Source organism: Vicinamibacteria bacterium, assembly GCA_035620555.1.
GTDB lineage: Bacteria > Acidobacteriota > Vicinamibacteria > Marinacidobacterales > SMYC01 > DASPGQ01.
Genome location: DASPGQ010000254.1, coordinates 1 through 2,923 on the forward strand (window position 1 = coordinate 1; position 2,923 = coordinate 2,923).

Annotated in this window: 4 protein-coding genes; all 4 read right to left on the minus strand. The window is 66.1% G+C overall.

All coding sequences use genetic code 11. From position 1 onward, the window contains the following. On the minus strand, nucleotides 1–680 hold a 680-nt coding region (locus VEK15_10660; GenBank protein HXV61146.1), incomplete at its 3' end, for a V-type ATPase subunit. Continuing rightward, nucleotides 661–1,248 (minus strand): V-type ATP synthase subunit E, encoded by a 588-nt coding sequence (locus VEK15_10665; protein HXV61147.1) that lies wholly within the window; start codon nucleotides 1,246–1,248, stop codon nucleotides 661–663. The genes VEK15_10665 and VEK15_10660, both read right to left, overlap by 20 nt. Before the next feature lie 23 nt (nucleotides 1,249–1,271). Then, nucleotides 1,272–1,493 (minus strand): ATPase, encoded by a 222-nt coding sequence (locus VEK15_10670; GenBank protein ID HXV61148.1) that lies wholly within the window; start codon nucleotides 1,491–1,493, stop codon nucleotides 1,272–1,274. 12 nt (nucleotides 1,494–1,505) lie between these two features. Further along, nucleotides 1,506–2,923, minus strand: a 1,418-nt coding sequence (locus VEK15_10675) for a V-type ATPase 116kDa subunit family protein (protein ID HXV61149.1), incomplete at its 5' end; no start/stop codon positions are given.

Here is a 2,923-nt window from a genome sequence, read left to right on the forward strand (position 1 = left end):
TCGATGAAGCAGATCTCGGGCTCGACGCCGCTCGCATGACGGGAGAGCACGATGGCAGCGAGCGCATTCTCCAGGTCGATCGTCTCCCGAGCGATCTCTCGAAGCTCTCGTCCCCGGCATCGCACCCCGCTCATTGCTCGAGCGGCGAAAACACGATTCACCCGCAGATCGAGCGCGAACAGATCGACCGGCGTCTTCGAGGCCGTGGCACGCATCGACTCGCCGTAGGGACTGCCCCATGCCGTCAGGGTGGCAGCAATCTCGGAGGGCGACGACAGGCGCGAAAGCTCCTCGAGCGCGCGCTCACCGAGAGAAGGCGTCGGAACGAGCCCGGAAAGGCGGCGCTCCCAAGACACACCTTCCACTGCACCCCGTAACAGTGCGCGAAGGCTCCGCCGGTCCTCGTCCTCGAACACGAACCTCAGGAAGCGGGATCTCGCGCCGCACCAGCGGGCCAGAATAGCGAGATGCTGCTGAGCGTTGCGGCGAATGGATCGCTCGAGCTCGAATGCCGTCGGCGAACCGCCCCGTGGAACGAGAGGATAGCCCTCGCGCTCGAGCTCGGTGACGAGCTCGTTGAGACTCGAGGCGGACCGGAGCCTCGAAAGCCGGGCGCGGCCGAGGAGGCGGGTTCCGAGCCCCCGAGCCCGAGCGTTCACATCATCCCAGGCCGGCTTCACGATTCGACTCCCACCGTCGAAACAGCTCGATCTCGAGCTCTGCCTTCATGCTCTCGAGCCTCGACTTCAGCGTGCCGTCGACGACGAGCGCGCCATCTTCGGTCTCGACGATGAACCCCGTCGTCACGTCCGGGTCAGCCTGGTAACGGACGCCGGGTCTATCGCCGACCAGCTCCGCGAGACTCGGTGCGCCACGAATCGTCACCCGCTCGCCGTCGGCATAGGCGAGGCAATCCTCGAGCTGACCCGGGAGACATTCCCGATATCGCGACCCGGCGGCGATCCCCGGAAGACGACGCTCGACCTCAGCGAGAACGCGGGCGGCGAACCGTCGCCTCGCTTCCGCGACGAGGCGCCGGGCGCCGAGCCGCGTTTGGGCGAGATCGGGATCGAGCTCGCGGCGCAGCTTCACCTCTTCCGCGGCGAGACGCTCTTCACGAGCGCGGGCGGTCCGCTCCTCGGCGGCGATGCGAAGACGTGACGCCTCGCACCGCCCCCTTTCGAGCTCCTGCTCGATCTCCGCACGAGCCCGCTCTTCGATATGTGCGAGCAGCTCCGCGAGCGCCATGACGTTAATTTAAGTCCGCGCCCTCAGCCGCCCTGCCCCAGCATGATGAGGACGGCAACGACGAAACCCAGGATCACCATCGTTTCCGGGATCGCCACGAGCAGCACCGCGGTAGCCGAGAGCTCGGGCTTCTCCGCGAGCGTGCCGGAGATCGCGGGACCGATTCTCGACTGAGCCCAGGCGGTGCCAAGAGCGGGAATGGCCACGGCGGCGGCGGCCGCCAGACTGCTCCAGAAGTATTCCATATTCGTGCCTCCTCACTTTCTTTCACGACGGTCCGTGGCCCAGTGCCGAAGGGGATCGTAGTCGGGGCCGCCGGGACGATAGAACTTACCGAAAAATTCGACGTAATGGAGTCGCAGGGCGTGAATGGTGGGGCTGAAGACGCCGAGGACGAAGTTGACGAGGTGGAACAAGAGGGCGAAGAGCACTCCCACGACCACGCTGCCGACGGCGCCCACCATACGGTTCGCCACGACCGCCATCATGACCGACGCCGTGCCGATGGCCATGATCCGCGCGTAAGAGAAGATGTTGCTCAGGGAGGCGAGAAGCTCGATGGGGGCGAGCAGACCCTCGGCGACGACCAGCAGCGGAAACGCGACGAGGAGCGCCACGATCGACGGAGTGAAGAAGGCCGGGGGCAAAATCTCGGCGGCCGCCAGGATCGCGATCAGGATCATGACGATCATGACCGCCGCGACGCCACGGCCGAGCGCCTCCCGGCGACCGCGTCGGAGTGCGCCGAGAACGCCGAGGACGAGTCCGAGCAGGATATGAACGAAGCCGAGCGCCAGGGCGAGCCCCAGAAATGGCAGCAGAGCCTCCTCTCGCCGGAACCAGAGGGAGGGCATACCCAGAAGCTCATGCCCCAGGTCACCAAAGAGCTCGCCGTAGAGCAGGCCGAAGAGTACGCTGAACGCGGCGCAAGCTCCCCCGATCTTGGCCAGCGACGACAGCAAGCTCTCGGGCTCCGAGCGCCGGTGGAGAATCCAGGCGAGAATCGCCAGGAGGGCGCCGTAGCCGACGTCACCAAGGATGAGCCCGAAGAACATCGGGAAGAACACGGCCACGAACGGAGTCGGATCGATGGTTCCATAGTGTGGCAGCGGGAGGAACTTGACGAGGGCCTCGAAAGGCCGGAAGAGCTTAGGGTTCTCGAGCGCCACCGGCACCGAGCCTTCAGCGAGCTCCGCTCCGCCGACTCGTTCCATGGCGAGCTTGCCCTCGAAGCGTTCATGGAGCTCGGTCTCGAGAGCCAGCCGTTCGGCCTCGGGTACCCAGCCGCCGAGGACGAAGGCGTGAGCCGTTCTCCGGGCACGCGTCTTGGTCTCGAGTCGGGCCAGCCGATCGTGAAAGGCGGCGAGCGCGCCGAGAACCTCGGGGATTTCCTCCCTACGCAGAAGGTCGAGCGTCGCGTCGAGCTCCTCGATCTCCGCCGGGATGGCCTGGAGGCGTGCGAGAAGCTTCGGGACGGCTTCGGCCACCGATTTCCCACCGTAGGACGGCGGCACCGGAACTTCCTGTACGCCAGCCCGCGTGAAGGCTGTCTCGATGGACCCGGCCATCGATGTGGGAACGGAAAGTACGATGGCCGCTCCCGAGGATACCGGCTTCGACCTCATCTCGAGACCCTCGCCGGCGACTTCTCGAAGACTCGTCCGGAGCCTGTCGA

Excerpts from the sequence above, each read along its gene's own strand:
- VEK15_10665 (HXV61147.1), bottom strand. The coding sequence starts at position 1,248 with ATGGCGCTCGCGGAGCTGCTCGCACATATCGAAGAGCGGGCTCGTGCG.
- VEK15_10670 (HXV61148.1), bottom strand. The coding sequence starts at position 1,493 with ATGGAATACTTCTGGAGCAGTCTGGCGGCCGCCGCCGCCGTGGCCATT.